This is a genomic window from Escherichia sp. TC-EC600-tetX4, from assembly GCF_019356055.1.
Taxonomy (GTDB): Bacteria; Pseudomonadota; Gammaproteobacteria; order Enterobacterales; family Enterobacteriaceae.
Genome location: NZ_CP079924.1, coordinates 858,673 through 877,022, shown reverse-complemented (window position 1 = coordinate 877,022; position 18,350 = coordinate 858,673). Strand labels below are relative to the sequence as shown.

The 18,350-nt window shown below is 50.9% G+C and carries 12 protein-coding genes; 10 read left to right on the top strand and 2 right to left on the bottom strand.

Annotated elements, in window-relative coordinates; translation table 11 throughout:
* The first annotated feature begins 18 nt into the window (after positions 1–18).
* The 3 genes from KXD89_RS04225 to arcC are packed head-to-tail and all read left to right on the top strand — an operon-like array spanning position 19 to position 3,648.
* Positions 19–1,230: a YgeY family selenium metabolism-linked hydrolase gene (locus KXD89_RS04225; protein ID WP_001107125.1), complete on the top strand. Its 1,212-nt coding sequence runs from the start codon at positions 19–21 to the stop codon at positions 1,228–1,230.
* Positions 1,231–1,282: 52 nt separating this feature from the next.
* The gene (gene hyuA / locus KXD89_RS04220) at positions 1,283–2,668 is read left to right on the top strand and encodes a D-phenylhydantoinase (protein WP_072647362.1); all 1,386 of its coding nucleotides are present in this window, start codon (positions 1,283–1,285) and stop codon (positions 2,666–2,668) included.
* A gap of 47 nt (positions 2,669–2,715) precedes the next feature.
* Entirely contained in the window at positions 2,716–3,648 is a 933-nt protein-coding gene (gene arcC, locus KXD89_RS04215) for a carbamate kinase (protein WP_000037992.1), read from the top strand.
* Between the two features lie 220 nt (positions 3,649–3,868).
* Here arcC and yqeB read toward each other — a convergent pair whose 3' ends face one another.
* Together yqeB and yqeC are read right to left on the bottom strand one after the other, a co-directional pair.
* Positions 3,869–5,494, bottom strand: coding sequence for a selenium-dependent molybdenum cofactor biosynthesis protein YqeB (yqeB, locus tag KXD89_RS04210; RefSeq protein ID WP_001020381.1), 1,626 nt, complete (start codon positions 5,492–5,494; stop codon positions 3,869–3,871).
* 47 nt (positions 5,495–5,541) lie between these two features.
* Positions 5,542–6,312, bottom strand: coding sequence for a selenium cofactor biosynthesis protein YqeC (yqeC, locus tag KXD89_RS04205; RefSeq protein ID WP_001298920.1), 771 nt, complete (start codon positions 6,310–6,312; stop codon positions 5,542–5,544).
* A 102-nt stretch (positions 6,313–6,414) separates the two neighbouring features.
* Here yqeC and mocA point away from each other — a divergent pair, with 102 nt between their 5' ends.
* The 7 genes from mocA (at position 6,415) to guaD (ending at position 18,340) form a co-directional block, all read left to right on the top strand.
* A complete protein-coding gene (gene mocA / locus KXD89_RS04200; protein WP_001272828.1) occupies positions 6,415–6,993 on the top strand; it encodes a molybdenum cofactor cytidylyltransferase in 579 nt (192 codons plus the stop codon).
* 321 nt (positions 6,994–7,314) lie between these two features.
* Positions 7,315–10,413, top strand: coding sequence for a putative selenate reductase subunit YgfK (gene ygfK, locus KXD89_RS04195; RefSeq protein ID WP_000502395.1), 3,099 nt, complete (start codon positions 7,315–7,317; stop codon positions 10,411–10,413).
* Between the two features lie 2 nt (positions 10,414–10,415).
* Complete coding sequence (ssnA, locus tag KXD89_RS04190; RefSeq protein ID WP_000906252.1) at positions 10,416–11,744, top strand: putative aminohydrolase SsnA; 1,329 nt, start codon at positions 10,416–10,418, stop codon at positions 11,742–11,744.
* 50 nt (positions 11,745–11,794) lie between these two features.
* Positions 11,795–12,574, top strand: a complete 780-nt coding sequence (gene ygfM / locus KXD89_RS04185; RefSeq protein ID WP_000572462.1) for a molybdopterin-dependent oxidoreductase FAD-binding subunit — start codon at positions 11,795–11,797, stop codon at positions 12,572–12,574.
* Entirely contained in the window at positions 12,571–15,441 is a 2,871-nt protein-coding gene (locus tag KXD89_RS04180) for a molybdopterin-dependent oxidoreductase Mo/Fe-S-binding subunit (RefSeq protein WP_000583615.1), read from the top strand. Before ygfM ends, KXD89_RS04180 begins: the two co-directional genes overlap by 4 nt.
* A 164-nt stretch (positions 15,442–15,605) precedes the next feature.
* Positions 15,606–17,006: a xanthine/proton symporter XanQ gene (gene xanQ / locus KXD89_RS04175; RefSeq protein ID WP_001280192.1), complete on the top strand. Its 1,401-nt coding sequence runs from the start codon at positions 15,606–15,608 to the stop codon at positions 17,004–17,006.
* 17 nt (positions 17,007–17,023) lie between these two features.
* Positions 17,024–18,340 carry a guanine deaminase gene (guaD, locus tag KXD89_RS04170; RefSeq protein ID WP_001336279.1) on the top strand — a complete coding sequence of 439 codons (1,317 nt, stop codon included), beginning with the start codon at positions 17,024–17,026 and terminating at the stop codon, positions 18,338–18,340.
* Positions 18,341–18,350: the final 10 nt, after the last annotated feature.

The following is an 18,350-nucleotide window of genomic DNA, read 5'->3' as shown; positions in this document are numbered from 1 at the left end:
AAAATCTGGAGAAAAATAATGGCTAAGAATATTCCATTCAAACTGATTCTTGAAAAAGCAAAAGATTACCAGGCGGATATGACTCGCTTCCTGCGCGACATGGTTGCTATTCCCAGTGAAAGCTGCGACGAGAAACGCGTAGTACATCGTATTAAAGAAGAGATGGAAAAAGTCGGCTTCGATAAAGTTGAAATCGACCCGATGGGCAACGTTCTCGGTTATATCGGCCACGGCCCGCGTCTGGTGGCAATGGACGCTCATATCGATACCGTCGGCATTGGCAACATCAAAAACTGGGACTTCGATCCGTACGAAGGCATGGAAACTGATGAACTGATTGGTGGTCGCGGTACTTCCGACCAGGAAGGTGGCATGGCCTCTATGGTTTATGCCGGTAAAATCATTAAAGACCTCGGTCTGGAAGATGAATATACCCTGCTGGTTACCGGTACGGTGCAGGAAGAAGACTGCGACGGTCTGTGCTGGCAGTACATTATTGAACAATCCGGCATTCGCCCGGAATTTGTGGTCAGTACCGAACCAACCGACTGCCAGGTATACCGTGGTCAGCGCGGTCGTATGGAAATTCGTATTGATGTTCAGGGTGTTAGCTGCCACGGTTCTGCACCAGAACGCGGTGATAACGCCATTTTCAAAATGGGTCCGATTCTTGGCGAATTACAAGAACTCTCCCAACGTCTGGGTTATGACGAATTCCTCGGCAAAGGCACCCTCACCGTTTCTGAAATCTTCTTCACATCCCCAAGCCGTTGCGCTGTAGCAGACAGCTGCGCAGTTTCAATCGACCGTCGTCTGACCTGGGGCGAAACCTGGGAAGGCGCGCTGGACGAAATCCGCGCCCTGCCTGCAGTACAGAAAGCTAACGCGGTTGTTTCTATGTACAACTACGACCGTCCGTCCTGGACTGGCCTGGTTTACCCAACCGAATGCTACTTCCCGACCTGGAAAGTGGAAGAAGATCACTTCACCGTTAAAGCACTGGTGAATGCCTACGAAGGGCTGTTTGGCAAAGCGCCGGTTGTTGATAAGTGGACCTTCTCAACTAACGGCGTATCTATCATGGGCCGTCACGGCATTCCGGTGATCGGCTTTGGCCCGGGTAAAGAACCTGAAGCGCATGCACCTAACGAAAAAACCTGGAAATCTCACCTGGTGACCTGTGCCGCGATGTACGCTGCAATCCCGTTAAGCTGGCTGGCAACAGAGTAATTACTCTTCACTTATTCCCCTCCGGTTCGCCGGAGGGTTTTTGGAGTTTGCTATGCGCGTATTGATCAAAAACGGCACTGTCGTTAACGCAGATGGACAAGCCAAACAGGATTTGCTGATTGAAAGCGGGATTGTTCGCCAGTTGGGCAACAATATTTCGCCGCAGCTCCCGTATGAAGAAATTGATGCCACTGGCTGTTACGTTTTCCCTGGCGGCGTGGATGTCCATACGCATTTCAATATTGATGTCGGCATCGCGCGCAGTTGTGATGATTTTTTTACCGGTACCCGCGCAGCTGCGTGTGGCGGTACAACAACCATTATTGACCATATGGGATTTGGCCCAAACGGCTGTCGGTTACGCCATCAACTGGAGGTTTATCGTGGTTATGCCGCCCATAAAGCGGTCATCGATTACAGCTTTCACGGTGTGATCCAGCACATTAATCACGCAATCCTCGACGAAATCCCGATGATAGTCGAGGAAGGACTGAGCAGTTTTAAACTCTATTTAACCTATCAATACAAACTCAACGATGACGAGGTTTTGCAGGCATTACGCCGCTTGCATGAATCCGGCGCGCTGACCACCGTGCACCCGGAAAATGATGCGGCTATCGCCAGCAAGCGGGCGGAATTTATCGCCGCAGGGTTAACCGCGCCGCGCTATCATGCCTTGAGTCGCCCTCTGGAATGCGAAGCGGAAGCCATCGCCCGCATGATTAACCTGGCACAAATTGCCGGTAACGCCCCGCTCTATATCGTGCACCTGTCTAACGGCTTAGGTCTGGATTATCTGCGTCTTGCCCGTGCGAATCACCAGCCAGTCTGGGTTGAAACCTGCCCACAATATCTCCTGTTGGACGAACGCAGTTACGATACAGAAGATGGCATGAAGTTCATTCTTAGCCCACCGCTGCGTAACGTACGCGAGCAGGACAAACTGTGGTGTGGCATCAGCGATGGTGCGATTGACGTGGTGACAACCGATCACTGCACCTTCTCGATGGCTCAACGCCTGCAAATTTCTAAAGGCGATTTCAGTCGCTGCCCAAATGGCTTACCCGGTGTGGAAAACCGCATGCAGTTACTGTTTTCCAGTGGCGTGATGACGGGACGTATAACACCGGAACGCTTTGTTGAATTAACCAGCGCAATGCCCGCCAGGTTGTTTGGCCTGTGGCCGCAAAAAGGATTATTAGCGCCCGGTTCCGACGGCGACGTGGTGATTATCGACCCACGTCAGAGCCAACAAATTCAGCATCGCCATCTCCACGACAACGCCGACTACTCGCCATGGGAGGGTTTTACCTGTCAGGGCGCGATTGTCAGAACCTTATCCCGTGGTGAAACGATTTTCTGTGACGGCACCTTTACAGGCAAAGCCGGGCGAGGTCGTTTCCTGCGACGCAAACCGTTTGTCCCTCCCGTGCTCTAACCACTGCCAGGGATCTATACACAATCAAGAATGATGAGTGAGGAAAAATGAGTAAGAAAATTGTTCTCGCCCTGGGCGGGAATGCGCTGGGCGATGACCTGGCCGGGCAAATGAAAGCGGTAAAAATTACTTCTCAGGCAATTGTTGATTTAATTGCCCAGGGACATGAAGTTATCGTCACTCATGGTAACGGGCCGCAGGTGGGCATGATTAACCAGGCCTTTGAAGCTGCCGCAAAAACTGAAGCGCACTCGCCAATGCTGCCGATGTCTGTCTGTGTTGCATTAAGCCAGGGTTATATTGGTTACGATCTACAAAACGCTTTAAGAGAAGAACTGCTTTCTCGGGGCATTAATAAACCTGTAGCAACGCTGGTTACTCAGGTCGAAGTCGACGCTAACGATCCGGCATTCCTCAACCCGACCAAGCCGATCGGTTCGTTCTTTACCGAGCAAGAAGCAGAGCAACTGACAAAACAGGGTTACACTCTGAAAGAAGATGCTGGTCGCGGCTATCGCCGTGTTGTTGCCTCGCCAAAACCGGTTGATATCATTGAAAAAGAAACGGTTAAAGCTCTGGTAGATGCAGGTCAGGTGGTGATCACCGTTGGCGGTGGTGGTATCCCTGTTATTCGTGAAGGTAACCATCTGCGTGGTGCCAGCGCGGTTATCGATAAAGACTGGGCCAGCGCCCGTTTAGCAGAAATGATTGATGCCGATATGCTGATCATTCTGACTGCGGTAGAAAAAGTGGCCATTAACTTCGGTAAAGAGAATGAACAGTGGCTCGATCGCCTGTCATTAAGTGATGCTGAACGCTTTATCGAAGAAGGTCATTTTGCGAAAGGTTCTATGCTGCCTAAAGTGGAAGCTGCCGCCTCGTTTGCTCGCTCTCGCGCAGGTCGTGAAGCACTGATTACCGTATTGAGCAAAGCGAAAGAAGGGATTGAAGGCAAAACAGGAACGGTGATTTGTCAGTAATTTAAAGGCCGGGTGGGTAATACCATCCGGCCAAAGATTGTCAAGTAAGTGCGCTTTGTTGATGCCGGATGCGGCGCGAGCGCCTTATCCGTCCTACAAAACATCGCAAATTCAATAGATTGCAATGCACTTGTAGGCCTGATAAGCGTAGCGCATCAGGCAATTTGGCGTTTGTCATCAGTCTCAGGCCGGGTGGGTAATACCATCCGGCCATTTTCATTTAAGCCACTTCCAGCACTTCTTTTGTCGCTTTCACGCCCTGATGCATCAACATCATTAACGCCTCAAGTACGCCGCCGCCAATCGCCCGGGCTTTATCAGAAACGCTGGTGAAATCAGCGGTTTCACCACGAGGATCGATATCACCAATTTTAAAACCACCAACCACTGCCAGGCCGTCGTTCAACAAGCCACGCACCATCCCCGTCAACGGTGCTTTAATTTCATGCTCACCAATCCAGGCAATCACATCGCCCTCTTTCACCAGATCGCCTAATTTCACGTTGGATCGCATAATGCCTGCAGCAGGAGCACGGATCACCCGTCGGGTGGTATGCCCCATAATATTGCCAGGAACACCGGTATTCTCCTGCGCACAACCAGAGTAAATCACCTGACCGAGCCAGTGCCCGCGATTTGTTTCAATTACCGCATGACAATCCTTCCCAGCAGTAAAGCCCGGCCCAAGCGCGATTGTTACTGGTGCCATATCTGCCCGCGTTCCCAAATTCTGTTTCGCCAGAATAGCGTCCACCACGCAAAGCGGTTTCAGTTCATCAAGCAATGAACAGGCGGGATCTACCATCACAGGAATGAATCCGCGTTCGGTAAGTTTCATCGCTTCCGCAGAGCTGGTTGCCAGGCGAGCAGTGACGCCTTCGACCGTCATTTCGCCATCGAACACGGCCTGGGCAAACGCCACGGTACAACGAATCACTGTCGGTTTTTCCACTTCCAGCATGATCACTTTAAAACCCGCATGATACAGACGTAGCGCCACACCACTGGCGATATCTCCCGCACCGCGAATCACCACCAGCTGGTGTCCGGAAGGATGAGAAGGTTTCATCATCAGCCCACCCGGCGCGTTATTTTTCACCTGTAATATTTCTGCCAGCACGCTGATGGCGATCTCCTGCGGCGTTTCCGCACCTATGTTGTAACCAACGGGCGCATGTAAACGGGCAATATGTTCTTCAGCCACGCCTTTCTCACGCAATTGACGCAGGAAAAGCTGAACCTTGCGACGACTTGCCAGCAACCCCAACCATGCAATGGGCTGTTCAATGAGTTTGTCGAGGGCTTCACGATCCTGATTATTCGTGGCAATCAGGACAAAATTATCAGGGCGAATATCCAGTGCTTCCACTGCCGCACCAAACGACTCAGCATGGAGAAGCGTGGTTGATGGTGGGAATAGTTCAGGATTGAGGCTTTCGCGATAAATATCAGCAACGGCAATATCAAATCCTAATAGCGCCGCACTCTGGGCTATCGCCCGGTTGACATGCCCCGCGCCAATCAACACCAGACGTGGACGCATACCATGGACGCTGATAAATACTGACATTGCACCTCCACAATCTGACCCGACAGCATCCGCACCGTTACGAGCCATACGTCCATGGAATAATCGCGGCTTACGTTCCTGCAATGCCTGAAGCGACTCTTCAATCACCTTCCGCTCAACCATTCCGCCACCAATTGTACCGACGATAGAACCATCGGCGCGCACTAACATTTGTGCAGAATGGCGGGGAGTCGAGCCTCGGCTATCAACAATTTGCGCCATAGCAAACGGACAATTTTGCTCTTCGAGTTTTGCAGCCTCTGTGAAAATATTCATACCAACCTCAATGGATATCCTTTCAGTAACCCGGAATACCCGGGCCGCTAATTCACAAATCTGCGCGCGATTGCAGGATGTTCTTGTATATCGCCCAGCCAGATTGCCTCTACGTCGTGTTGTTGCAGCGGTTGAAGGAGCTCGCTTTGTGCAATCGCATTCTCACATTGAGAAAAACGGTTAATGAACCAGACTCGCCGACAACCTTGCGGTACGTTTTTAAACGCCCCCTGAGGGTGGCGAACCAGCGCAACGAGATCGCTCAGTTGCAAGGTTGCATCAGGTGTTAACCCGGTAATATCAGCAAACTGCGACCAGCGATGGACATTTTCTGTGCTCACTTTCGCGCCCAAAGTATGTCCTCCCATCACAGCAATCACGCAGCAACTGCTTTTGGGTATGCAAGGTTCGTGCTCATCAGGCGCTTTTAACGGCATTCCACGCGAGCCATCTGCTTCAATGAGAATTACGTCACACTCTGGTCGTTGCACCAGTGCATCAATCGCTTCTGGCGTAAATCCCTGCACTTTTCCCTGGTTCGCTTTCCAGCTGTGAAAACAAAATGAAATGGGGGATGTAAGAGACGCATGAGGAAGCATGGCGGGATCACGACAGAAAACCACGGGCCAGTGAGACGTTGGCATAAACATATGTGTCGTCGTCGTGATTAACACACGCCTGCCGCTAGCCTGGAGCAGTTCTGCCAGCCAAAAAAGCAAGCTGGTTTTCCCCCCAGCACCAACAACAGAAATCACAGTGGGACGTTTCTGCGCACCTAAATCAATGACTAATGCCGATGGGTCAACTATACTTTTCACGAGTCTTTATGACCTCTCTGGGATAAATTATCCCCAACTTAATCCATCAGGAAGTAACGCAATTATCAGGCGTTATTAGCCCCTATAAATAATGGAACCACTATGTCAGCCATCGACTGTATAATTACCGCTGCCGGATTATCATCAAGAATGGGGCAATGGAAAATGATGTTACCCTGGGAACAGGGAACAATTCTTGATACAAGTATCAAAAATGCGTTGCAGTTTTGTAGCCGAATTATTTTAGTCACCGGCTATCGTGGTAATGAACTGCACGAACGTTATGCGAACCAGAGCAATATCACTATTATTCACAACCCAGATTATGCGCAGGGTTTACTAACATCCGTCAAGGCCGCAGTACCCGCAGTGCAAACAGAACATTGTTTTCTCACCCACGGTGACATGCCAACCCTCACCATCGATATTTTTAGAAAAATCTGGTCGTTACGAAATGATGGCGCAATACTGCCACTCCATAATGGCATCCCCGGCCATCCGATTTTAGTGTCAAAACCATGCCTGATGCAGGCAATCCAACGACCCAATGTCACCAATATGCGTCAGGCACTCCTTATGGGAGATCATTATTCCGTCGAAATAGAAAATGCAGAAATAATTTTAGATATTGATACTCCGGACGACTTTATTACAGCGAAGGAAAGGTATACTGAAATTTAGAAAACGTAGTTAAACGATTGCGTTCAAATATTTAATCCTTCCGGCACTCATTATCATAATGATAAGGAATCACTGATTTTGAGAAAAGAGAAAAATTGATAAATGGGCTGGCAATAATAATTTTCAGGAGTGATTTTAATTCTCATTTAGCACCTGTGAGTTCATTCACAAAAAGCCCTTAAGTTTCGAGCCGCCTCACATTTTTTTATATTTCCCGCCAAACCTGGCAAGAGTGGTGCGATTGTTGCTCTATCCCCCTAAACCACCGGATTTCTCAACACCGGTCACTCAATGATATCTGTATAAGCTAAGGAGAGGGTTATGGGGGATATTATGCGTCCCATTCCGTTTGAGGAACTTTTGACGCGCATATTTGATGAATACCAACAACAACGCTCAATCTTTGGTATTCCCGAGCAACAGTTTTACTCACCTGTAAAAGGTAAAACTGTTAGCGTCTTCGGTGAAACCTGTGCCACTCCCGTCGGCCCTGCCGCTGGCCCGCACACGCAGCTCGCGCAAAATATTGTCACTTCCTGGCTGACTGGCGGACGCTTCATCGAACTAAAAACCGTCCAAATTCTTGACCGCCTGGAGCTGGAAAAGCCCTGTATCGATGCCGAAGACGAGTGCTTTAACACCGAATGGTCTACCGAGTTTACCCTGCTTAAAGCCTGGGATGAATACCTCAAAGCCTGGTTTGCCCTGCACCTTCTCGAAGCGATGTTCCAGCCTTCTGATTCCGGTAAATCGTTCATCTTTAATATGAGCGTCGGTTACAACCTCGAAGGTATTAAGCAACCGCCGATGCAACAGTTCATCGACAATATGATGGACGCATCTGACCATCCGAAATTCGCTCAATATCGCGATACGCTGAATAAATTACTCCAGGATGACGCATTTTTAGCTCGCCACGGATTGCAGGAAAAACGCGAAAGCTTGCAAGCCTTACCCGCTCGCATCCCCACCAGTATGGTGCATGGCGTCACCCTCTCCACCATGCACGGCTGTCCTCCGCATGAAATCGAAGCCATTTGCCGCTACATGCTGGAAGAAAAAGGGCTCAACACCTTTGTGAAACTTAACCCGACCTTACTGGGGTACGCGCGTGTTCGTGAGATCCTCGATGTCTGCGGTTTCGGTTACATAGGCTTAAAAGAAGAGTCATTTGATCACGACCTCAAGCTGACGCAAGCACTGGAAATGCTGGAACGCCTGATGGCACTGGCAAAAGAAAAATCACTCGGCTTTGGCGTAAAACTGACTAACACTCTCGGCACCATCAACAATAAAGGCGCACTGCCTGGTGAAGAGATGTATATGTCAGGCCGTGCGCTGTTCCCGCTCTCCATCAATGTTGCAGCAGTTCTCTCTCGCGCCTTTGACGGCAAACTGCCCATTTCTTATTCCGGTGGTGCCAGTCAGCTGACTATCCGCGATATTTTTGATACAGGTATTCGCCCTATTACTATGGCAACCGACCTGCTGAAACCTGGCGGCTATCTGCGCTTAAGTGCCTGCATGCGCGAGCTGGAAGGCTCCGACGCCTGGGGACTTGACCATGTTGACGTCGAACGACTGAACAGACTGGCAGCAGATGCGTTAACCATGGAATACACCCAGAAACACTGGAAGCCAGAAGAGCGTATTGAAGTGGCAGAAGACCTGCCGCTGACCGACTGCTACGTTGCCCCCTGTGTTACTGCCTGCGCTATCAAGCAAGATATTCCGGAATACATCCGTCTGCTTGGCGAACACCGCTATGCCGACGCGCTGGAACTCATCTACCAACGCAACGCTCTGCCCGCCATTACCGGTCATATTTGCGATCACCAGTGCCAATACAACTGTACCCGCCTGGATTACGACAGTGCGCTGAATATCCGCGAACTGAAAAAAGTCGCGCTGGAAAAAGGTTGGGATGAATATAAGCAACGCTGGCACAAACCAGCCGGTTCTGGTTCACGCCATCCGGTTGCCGTGATTGGTGCAGGTCCGGCGGGTCTGGCAGCAGGTTACTTCCTTGCCAGAGCGGGCCATCCGGTTACGCTGTTTGAACGCGAAGCCAATGCGGGCGGCGTGGTGAAAAATATCATTCCTCAGTTCCGTATTCCTGCAGAGTTAATTCAGCACGATATCGATTTTGTTGCCGCTCACGGCGTGAAATTTGAGTATGGCTGCTCACCCGATTTAACCATTGAGCAGTTAAAAAATCAGGGCTTCCACTATGTTCTGATTGCCACCGGCACTGATAAAAATAGCGGTGTGAAACTGGCGGGCGACAACCAAAATGTCTGGAAATCACTCCCCTTCCTGCGTGAATACAACAAGGGTACAGCGCTCAAGCTGGGCAAACATGTGGTCGTTGTCGGGGCGGGTAACACCGCAATGGACTGCGCTCGTGCGGCGTTACGCGTTCCAGGCGTAGAAAAAGCAACGATCGTTTACCGTCGTTCACTACAAGAGATGCCCGCATGGCGCGAAGAGTATGAAGAAGCGTTGCACGACGGCGTAGAGTTCCGTTTCCTGAATAATCCGGAACGTTTCGATGCTGATGGCACCTTAACCTTGCGCGTTATGTCGCTTGGCGAACCGGATGAGAAAGGTCGTCGTCGTCCGGTTGAAACCAATGAAACAGTAACACTGCTTGTAGACAGCCTGATCACCGCCATTGGTGAACAGCAGGATACTGAAGCCCTGAATGCGATGGGCGTGCCGCTGGACAAAAACGGCTGGCCAGACGTCGACCATAATGGCGAAACTCGTCTGACTGACGTCTTTATGATCGGCGACGTACAGCGCGGACCATCCTCCATTGTCGCTGCTGTCGGAACCGCGCGTCGGGCGACCGATGCCATCCTTAGTCGGGAAAATATCCGTTCCCACCAGAACGATAAATACTGGAACAACGTCAATCCAGCGGAAATCTATCAACGTAAAGGCGATATCTCTATCACGCTGGTGAACAGTGACGATCGTGACGCGTTTGTCGCCCAGGAAGCCGCTCGCTGCCTCGAATGTAACTACGTTTGCAGCAAGTGTGTGGATGTCTGCCCGAACCGCGCCAACGTCTCCATTGCGGTCCCAGGCTTCCAGAACCGTTTCCAGACGCTGCACCTCGACGCTTACTGTAACGAATGCGGCAACTGCGCTCAGTTCTGTCCGTGGAACGGTAAACCGTACAAAGACAAAATCACCGTCTTCAGCCTGGCGCAAGACTTTGATAACAGCAGCAACCCAGGCTTTCTTGTGGAAGATTGCCGGGTACGAGTACGTCTGAATAACCAAAGCTGGGTGTTAAACATCGACAGCAAAGGTCAGTTTAACAACGTACCACCGGAGCTGAACGATATGTGCCGCATCATCAGCCATGTCCACCAGCATCATCATTATCTGCTGGGCCGCGTGGAGGTGTAATCATGTTGATTCTGAAGAATGTCACTGCGGTACAGCTACACCCGGCAAAAGTGCAGGAAGGCGTTGATATCGCCATCGAAAACGATGTGATTGTCGCTATCGGCGATGCCCTGACGCAACGCTACCCCGACGCCAGCTTCAAAGAGATGCATGGCCGGATTGTGATGCCAGGGATTGTCTGCTCGCACAACCATTTTTACTCGGGGCTTTCCCGCGGAATTATGGCAAACATCGCCCCTTGCCCGGATTTCATCTCAACGCTGAAAAATCTCTGGTGGCGGCTCGATCGCGCCCTTGATGAAGAGTCGCTCTATTACAGCGGACTGATTTGTTCCCTGGAAGCGATTAAGAGCGGATGTACATCGGTTATCGATCACCATGCCTCTCCGGCGTATATCGGCGGGTCGCTCTCCACATTGCGCGACGCATTTTTAAAAGTTGGCCTGCGCGCGATGACCTGTTTTGAAACTACTGACCGTAACAACGGCATCAAAGAGTTGCAGGAAGGTGTAGAAGAAAACATCCGTTTCGCCCGTTTGATTGATGAGGCGAAGAAAGCGACAAGCGAGCCGTATCTGGTGGAAGCACATATCGGTGCTCACGCGCCGTTTACCGTGCCGGATGCCGGTCTGGAGATGCTGCGTGAAGCCGTGAAAGCCACAGGCCGTGGTTTGCATATTCACGCTGCGGAAGACCTTTACGACGTTTCCTACAGTCACCACTGGTACGGCAAAGACCTGCTGGCACGACTGGCGCAATTCGATCTCATCGACAGCAAAACGCTGGTCGCTCATGGGCTGTACTTGTCGAAAGATGACATCACCCTACTCAATCAGCGCGATGCGTTCCTGGTGCATAACGCCCGTTCAAACATGAACAACCATGTCGGCTACAACCATCACCTTAGCGACATCCGCAATCTGGCGTTGGGAACGGACGGCATTGGTTCGGACATGTTTGAAGAGATGAAATTTGCCTTCTTTAAACATCGCGATGCGGGTGGTCCGCTGTGGCCTGACAGTTTTGCCAAAGCCCTGACTAACGGTAACGAACTGATGAGCCGCAACTTTGGCGCGAAATTTGGGCTTCTGGAAGCCGGTTACAAAGCTGATTTAACCATTTGCGATTACAACTCGCCGACGCCGCTGCTGGCAGACAATATCGCCGGGCATATCGCTTTCGGTATGGGCTCAGGCAGCGTTCACAGCGTGATGGTCAATGGTGTGATGGTCTATGAAGACCGTCAGTTTAACTTCGATTGCGATTCCATTTATGCACAAGCCAGAAAAGCCGCTGCCAGTATGTGGCGTCGGATGGATGCGCTGGCATAAATGACAGATGCCCTCTTCCCGCAGGGAAGAGGGTTAAATAAGGAAAGAAGATGATTGAACAATTTTTCAGGCCCGACTCTGTCGAACAGGCGCTGGAACTGAAGCGCCGCTACCAGGATGAAGCCGTCTGGTTCGCCGGGGGCAGCAAACTCAATGCTACACCAACCCGTACCGATAAAAAGATTGCCATTTCCTTACAGGATCTGGAACTGGACTGGGTTGACTGGGATAACGGTGCACTGCGGATTGGCGCAATGTCTCGCTTGCAGCCACTGCGTGATGCGCGATTTATTCCTGCAGCGCTGCGTGAAGCCCTCGGTTTTGTTTACTCACGCCATGTTCGTAATCAGTCGACCATTGGTGGTGAAATCGCCGCCCGCCAGGAAGAGTCGGTGCTGCTTCCCGTCCTGTTGGCACTGGATGCTGAACTGGTTTTTGGCAACGGCGAAACGCTGTCAATCGAGGACTACCTGGCCTGCCCATGCGATCGCCTGCTAACCGAAATTATCATTAAAGATCCGTATCGCACCTGTGCGACCCGCAAAATTAGCCGTTCTCAGGCAGGTTTAACCGTCGTGACGGCAGCCGTTGCAATGACAGACCACGACGGTATGCGAATTGCGCTGGATGGCGTCGCCAGTAAAGCACTGCGTCTGCATGATGTCGAAAAACAAAATCTGGAAGGCAATGCACTTGAACAGGCTGTCGCCAACGCCATTTTCCCGCAGGAAGATTTGCGGGGCAGCGTGGCCTATAAACGCTATATCACGGGAGTTCTGGTAGCCGACCTGTATGCCGACTGCCAACAGGCTGGGGAGGAAGCCGTATGATCATCCACTTTACTTTAAATGGCGCGCCTCAGGAGCTAACCGTTAATCCAGGCGAAAACGTGCAAAAGCTGTTGTTTAACATGGGAATGCACTCTGTACGCAACAGTGATGATGGTTTCGGGTTTGCCGGTTCTGACGCAATAATCTTTAACGGTAATATCGTTAACGCGTCCTTGCTTATTGCCGCACAGTTAGAGAAGGCAGATATTCGTACCGCAGAATCTCTGGGCAAATGGAACGAGTTAAGTCTGGTTCAACAGGCAATGGTTGATGTTGGCGTGGTGCAGTCTGGTTATAACGATCCAGCTGCAGCTCTGATTATCACCGATCTTCTCGATCGCATCGCCGCACCTACCCGCGAAGAGATCGACGACGCGCTTTCTGGTTTGTTCAGCCGCGATGCTGGCTGGCAGCAATACTATCAGGTCATTGAACTGGCGGTTGCACGTAAAAATAATCCGCAGGCCACCATTGATATCGCTCCGACTTTCCGTGACGACCTAGAAGTCATTGGTAAGCATTATCCTAAAACTGATGCCGCGAAAATGGTGCAGGCGAAACCCTGCTATGTTGAAGACCGCGTAACGGCTGACGCCTGCGTCATTAAAATGTTACGTAGCCCACACGCTCACGCACTGATTACTCATCTGGATGTCAGCAAAGCTGAAGCCTTACCGGGCGTCGTTCACGTTATTACTCACCTGAATTGCCCGGATATCTACTATACCCCGGGTGGTCAGAGCGCACCGGAACCGTCACCGCTTGACCGCCGTATGTTCGGCAAGAAAATGCGTCACGTCGGCGATCGTGTTGCTGCGGTCGTCGCAGAAAGTGAAGAAATTGCGCTCGAAGCACTGAAGCTCATCGACGTTGAATATGAAGTGCTTAAGCCGGTAATGTCGATCGACGAAGCAATGGCGGAAGATGCGCCTGTCGTGCACGATGAACCGGTGGTGTATGTTGCTGGTGCGCCAGATACTCTGGAAGACGATAACAGCCATGCAGCCCAGCGCGGCGAGCATATGATCATCAACTTCCCGATCGGTTCTCGCCCTCGCAAAAATATCGCCGCCAGTATTCATGGTCATATTGGCGATATGGACAAAGGCTTTGCCGATGCCGATGTGATCATTGAGCGAACCTATAACTCAACGCAAGCGCAGCAGTGCCCGACTGAAACACATATCTGCTTTACTCGTATGGACGGCGATCGTCTGGTTATCCACGCCTCCACCCAGGTACCATGGCACTTACGCCGCCAGGTCGCGCGCCTCGTGGGCATGAAACAGCATAAAGTTCATGTCATTAAAGAGCGAGTTGGCGGCGGTTTTGGTTCCAAACAGGACATCCTGCTGGAAGAAGTGTGCGCCTGGGCAACCTGCGTGACCGGGCGTCCGGTACTGTTCCGCTACACCCGTGAAGAAGAGTTTATTGCTAACACCTCTCGTCACGTCGCGAAAGTCACCGTCAAACTGGGAGCGAAAAAAGATGGTCGCCTGACGGCAGTGAAGATGGATTTCCGCGCCAACACTGGCCCTTACGGCAACCACTCACTCACCGTACCGTGTAACGGACCGGCGCTGTCGCTGCCGTTATATCCGTGCGATAACGTCGATTTCCAGGTCACCACCTACTACAGCAACATTTGCCCAAATGGTGCTTATCAGGGTTATGGCGCACCGAAAGGTAACTTCGCTATCACCATGGCATTAGCGGAACTGGCTGAACAGTTACAGATCGACCAACTGGAAATTATCGAACGTAACCGGGTACACGAAGGGCAAGAGCTGAAAATTCTCGGTGCAATCGGTGAAGGTAAAGCGCCGACCTCCGTTCCTTCCGCCGCCAGCTGTGCACTGGAAGAGATCCTGCGTCAGGGTCGCGAGATGATCCAATGGTCGTCACCGAAACCGCAAAATGGTGACTGGCACATCGGTCGCGGCGTCGCCATTATCATGCAGAAATCGGGTATCCCGGATATCGATCAGGCTAACTGCATGATCAAACTGGAATCGGACGGCACCTTTATCGTTCATTCTGGCGGTGCGGATATTGGTACTGGTCTGGATACTGTAGTGACGAAACTGGCAGCAGAAGTGCTGCACTGCCCACCGCAGGACGTGCATGTTATCTCCGGTGATACCGATCATGCGTTGTTTGATAAAGGCGCATATGCCTCGTCCGGTACTTGCTTCTCGGGTAACGCGGCGCGTTTGGCAGCGGAAAATCTACGGGAGAAAATTCTGTTCCACGGCGCGCAAATGTTGGGTGAGCCAGTGGCAGATGTTCAACTGGCAACGCCGGGCGTCGTGCGCGGCAAGAAAGGCGAAGTTAGTTTCGGGGATATTGCCCATAAAGGCGAAACCGGCACCGGCTTTGGTTCACTGGTGGGAACTGGCAGTTATATCACGCCTGATTTCGCCTTCCCGTATGGCGCAAACTTCGCTGAAGTTGCCGTCAACACGCGTACGGGTGAAATCCGCCTGGATAAATTCTACGCCTTGCTGGACTGCGGTACACCGGTCAATCCAGAGTTAGCGTTGGGACAAATCTACGGTGCCACCCTGCGTGCTATCGGCCACAGTATGAGCGAAGAGATCATTTATGACGCCGAAGGTCACCCGTTAACGCGTGATTTACGCAGTTACGGCGCACCGAAAATTGGTGACATTCCGCGTGATTTCCGCGCTGTGCTGGTGCCGAGCGACGATAAAGTCGGCCCGTTCGGGGCGAAATCGATCTCGGAAATCGGTGTAAATGGCGCAGCTCCGGCGATTGCTACCGCAATTCACGATGCATGCGGCATCTGGTTACGCGAATGGCATTTCACACCGGAGAAAATACTCACTGCGCTGGAAAAAATATAAATAATAAATGGCCGCTTCGGCGGCCTGTTTCTCTGTTTGAACGATGACTAAATAGTGACTGCGAAAATGAGATAAGCCGTTCTCAAGGCGTCCTGCGCCCCAAATTCGTGGGAATTTATTTTACTAATTCAGATGATCAAATTTACTTTAAAAGGAGTGAAGGGATGTCTGATATAAACCATGCAGGTTCTGACCTTATATTTGAACTGGAGGATCGCCCTCCCTTTCATCAGGCTCTCGTTGGTGCCATTACCCATCTGTTGGCAATTTTCGTTCCGATGGTAACCCCCGCGTTAATCGTGGGTGCGGCCTTACAGCTTTCCGCTGAAACAACTGCCTATCTTGTTTCTATGGCGATGATCGCCTCTGGTATTGGTACCTGGTTACAAGTAAACCGCTACGGCATCGTCGGTTCTGGCCTACTCTCAATTCAGTCAGTCAATTTTTCATTTGTTACGGTCATGATTGCGCTGGGCAGCAGCATGAAAAGCGACGGTTTTCACGAAGAGTTAATCATGTCGTCGCTTCTCGGCGTCTCCTTCGTTGGCGCATTTCTGGTTGTCGGATCTTCATTTATCTTGCCCTATTTACGTCGGGTTATTACGCCTACCGTCAGCGGTATTGTGGTACTGATGATCGGCTTAAGCCTGATTAAAGTCGGCATTATCGATTTTGGTGGAGGATTTGCAGCCAAAAGCAGCGGTACGTTCGGCAATTACGAACATCTCGGCGTTGGTTTATTGGTTTTAATTGTGGTGATCGGCTTTAACTGCTGTCGCAGTCCGTTGCTACGCATGGGAGGGATCGCCATTGGGCTATGTGTCGGCTATATCGCATCGTTATGCCTGGGCATGGTGGATTTCAGCAGTATGCGCAATTTGCCGTTAATCACCATCCCGCATCCGTTCAAATACGGCTTTAGTTTTAGCTTCCATCAGTTCCTGGTGGTTGGCACGATTTATCTGCTTAGCGTGCTGGAAGCAGTCGGCGATATCACCGCCACGGCAATGGTTTCCCGCCGCCCCATTCAGGGGGAAGAGTATCAGTCCCGGCTGAAAGGCGGCGTGCTGGCAGATGGTCTGGTTTCTGTTATCGCCTCCGCTGTCGGTTCATTACCATTAACCACGTTTGCGCAAAATAATGGGGTTATTCAGATGACTGGCGTCGCTTCACGTTATGTCGGGCGAACCATCGCGGTAATGCTGGTTATCCTCGGCTTATTTCCGATGATTGGCGGCTTCTTCACGACCATTCCCTCGGCAGTTCTGGGAGGCGCAATGACGTTGATGTTTTCCATGATTGCCATCGCAGGGATTCGCATCATCATCACCAACGGTTTAAAGCGCCGTGAAACACTTATTGTCGCCACTTCTTTAGGTTTAGGGCTTGGCGTCTCCTACGATCCCGAAATTTTTAAAATATTGCCAGCCTCTATTTATGTATTAGTTGAAAACCCTATTTGTGCTGGCGGGTTAACTGCGATTTTATTAAATATTATCCTCCCTGGTGGCTACCGACAGGAAAACGTTCTGCCTGGTATTACCTCAGCGGAAGAGATGGATTAACAGTAAAGGAGTCAATGATGTCAGGAGAACACACGTTAAAAGCGGTACGAGGCAGTTTTATTGATGTCACCCGTACGATCGATAACCCGGAAGAGATTGCCTCTGCGCTGCGGTTTATTGAGGATGGTTTATTACTCATTAAACAGGGAAAAGTGGAATGGTTTGGCGAATGGGAAAACGGAAAGCATCAAATTCCTGACACCATTCGCGTGCGCGACTATCGCGGCAAACTGATAGTACCGGGCTTTGTCGATACACATATCCATTATCCGCAAAGTGAAATGGTGGGGGCCTATGGTGAGCAATTGCTGGAGTGGTTGAATAAACACACCTTCCCTACTGAACGTCGTTATGAGGATTTAGAGTACGCCCGCGAAATGTCGGCGTTCTTCATCAAGCAGCTTTTACGTAACGGAACCACCACGGCGCTGGTGTTTGGCACTGTTCATCCGCAATCTGTTGATGCGCTGTTTGAAGCCGCCAGTCATATCAATATGCGTATGATTGCCGGTAAGGTGATGATGGACCGCAACGCACCGGATTATCTGCTCGACACTGCCGAAAGCAGCTATCACCAAAGCAAAGAACTGATCGAACGCTGGCACAAAAATGGTCGTCTGCTATATGCGATTACGCCACGCTTCGCCCCGACCTCATCTCCTGAACAGATGGCGATGGCGCAACGCCTGAAAGAAGAATATCCGGATACGTGGGTACATACCCATCTCTGTGAAAACAAAGATGAAATTGCCTGGGTGAAATCGCTTTATCCTGACCATGATGGTTATCTGGATGTTTACCATCAGTACGGCCTGACCGGTAAAAACTGTGTCTTTGCTCACTGCGTCCATCTCGAAGAAAAAGAGTGGGATCGTCTCAGCGAAACCAAATCCAGCATTGCTTTCTGTCCGACCTCCAACCTTTACCTCGGCAGCGGCTTATTCAACTTGAAAAAAGCATGGCAGAAGAAAGTTAAAGTGGGCATGGGAACGGATATCGGTGCCGGAACCACTTTCAACATGCTGCAAACGCTGAACGAAGCCTACAAAGTATTGCAATTACAAGGCTATCGCCTCTCGGCATATGAAGCGTTTTACCTGGCCACGCTCGGCGGAGCGAAATCTCTGGGCCTTGACGATTTGATTGGCAACTTTTTACCTGGCAAAGAGGCTGATTTCGTGGTGATGGAACCCACCGCCACTCCGCTACAGCAGCTGCGCTATGACAACTCTGTTTCTTTAGTCGACAAATTGTTCGTGATGATGACGTTGGGCGATGACCGTTCGATCTACCGCACCTACGTTGATGGTCGTCTGGTGTACGAACGCAACTAATAATAAAACT

Excerpts from the sequence above, each read along its gene's own strand:
- KXD89_RS04225 (WP_001107125.1), top strand. The coding sequence starts at position 19 with ATGGCTAAGAATATTCCATTCAAACTGATTCTTGAAAAAGCAAAAGAT.
- hyuA (WP_072647362.1), top strand. The coding sequence starts at position 1,283 with ATGCGCGTATTGATCAAAAACGGCACTGTCGTTAACGCAGATGGACAA.
- arcC (WP_000037992.1), top strand. The coding sequence starts at position 2,716 with ATGAGTAAGAAAATTGTTCTCGCCCTGGGCGGGAATGCGCTGGGCGAT.
- yqeB (WP_001020381.1), bottom strand. The coding sequence starts at position 5,494 with ATGAATATTTTCACAGAGGCTGCAAAACTCGAAGAGCAAAATTGTCCG.
- mocA (WP_001272828.1), top strand. The coding sequence starts at position 6,415 with ATGTCAGCCATCGACTGTATAATTACCGCTGCCGGATTATCATCAAGA.
- ygfK (WP_000502395.1), top strand. The coding sequence starts at position 7,315 with ATGGGGGATATTATGCGTCCCATTCCGTTTGAGGAACTTTTGACGCGC.
- ssnA (WP_000906252.1), top strand. The coding sequence starts at position 10,416 with ATGTTGATTCTGAAGAATGTCACTGCGGTACAGCTACACCCGGCAAAA.
- ygfM (WP_000572462.1), top strand. The coding sequence starts at position 11,795 with ATGATTGAACAATTTTTCAGGCCCGACTCTGTCGAACAGGCGCTGGAA.
- KXD89_RS04180 (WP_000583615.1), top strand. The coding sequence starts at position 12,571 with ATGATCATCCACTTTACTTTAAATGGCGCGCCTCAGGAGCTAACCGTT.
- xanQ (WP_001280192.1), top strand. The coding sequence starts at position 15,606 with ATGTCTGATATAAACCATGCAGGTTCTGACCTTATATTTGAACTGGAG.
- guaD (WP_001336279.1), top strand. The coding sequence starts at position 17,024 with ATGTCAGGAGAACACACGTTAAAAGCGGTACGAGGCAGTTTTATTGAT.